Raw genomic sequence first — 1,176 nt, 5'->3', positions numbered from 1 at the left:
AGGCGAGGTGATGGCGGTGGGCGTGCGCGAGGGCGCCGACCCTCTGGCTCTGGTCGAGGCGCGCCGTGCGCTGGGCCGCCCGCTGGAGGCGACGCCGCTCAGCGCCGCCGCCTTCGATCGCAAGCTGTCGGAGGTCTATGCGGGCGAGCAACTGACGGCCGCCGACGGCGACGACCTGTCCCTGCCGGTCGGGTTGGACAGTCTGGTGGATGACATTCCGGCGGCGGCGGACCTGCTGGACGCCACGGACGACGCGCCGGTCATCCGCCTGATCAACGGCGTCATCGCCGAGGCCGCCCGTATCGGCGCCTCGGACGTGCATCTGGAAAGCTATGAGACGCGGCTGCTGGTGCGGATGCGGGTGGACGGGGTGCTGCGCGAGGCCCTGAGCCTGAACCCGCGCGTGGCGCCGCTGCTGGTGTCGCGCATCAAGGTCATGGCGCGCCTCGACATCGCCGAGAAGCGCAAGCCGCAGGACGGGCGCATCCCCCTGACGCTGGGCGGCAAGTCGCTGGACGTGCGCGTCTCGACCCTGCCGTCGCGGGCGGGCGAGCGGGTGGTGCTGCGGATTCTGGACAAGGATCAGGCCGGGCTGACGCTGGACCGGCTGGGCATGGACCCGGCGGCGCTGGAGGCCTTCCGTCATGCGCTGGCCGAGCCGAACGGCATCATCCTCGTCACCGGGCCGACCGGCTCGGGCAAGACGACCAGCCTCTATGCCGGGCTGTCGCTGCTGAACGACGGCTCGCGTAACATCCTGACGGTCGAAGACCCGGTTGAATACGCCATGGAAGGCGTGGGCCAGACGCAGGTGAATCCCAAGGTCGGCATGACCTTCGCCGCCGGTCTGCGCGCCATCCTGCGTCAGGATCCTGACGTGGTCATGGTCGGCGAAATCCGTGACACGGAGACGGCGGCCATCGCCGTTCAGGCGTCGCTGACCGGCCACCTGGTGCTGTCGACGGTCCACACCAACGACGCGGCCGGGGCGGTGACGCGCCTGCGCGACATGGGAGTCGAGCCCTTCCTGCTGGCCTCGACCCTGCGGCTGGTGGTGGCGCAGCGGCTGGTGCGGCGCCTGTGCCCGCACTGTCGGATCGAGGAGACGGCGGACAAGGCGACGGCGCGGCTGATTGGCGCCGAGGAAGGCGTGCGCGTCTGGCGGCCGCACGACTG

Annotated in this window: 1 protein-coding gene; it reads left to right on the top strand. The window is 71.1% G+C overall.

Going from position 1 to position 1,176, the window contains the following annotated elements:
* A partial coding sequence (locus RT567_RS17085) for an ATPase, T2SS/T4P/T4SS family (protein WP_313577369.1) occupies positions 1-1,176 on the top strand: 1,176 nt, incomplete at both ends.

It is taken from the genome of Brevundimonas sp. (assembly GCF_032107865.1).
Lineage (GTDB): Bacteria > Pseudomonadota > Alphaproteobacteria > Caulobacterales > Caulobacteraceae > Brevundimonas.
The sequence above is the reverse complement of the archived record's forward strand: the minus strand, read 5'-3'. Positions and strand labels throughout refer to the sequence as shown.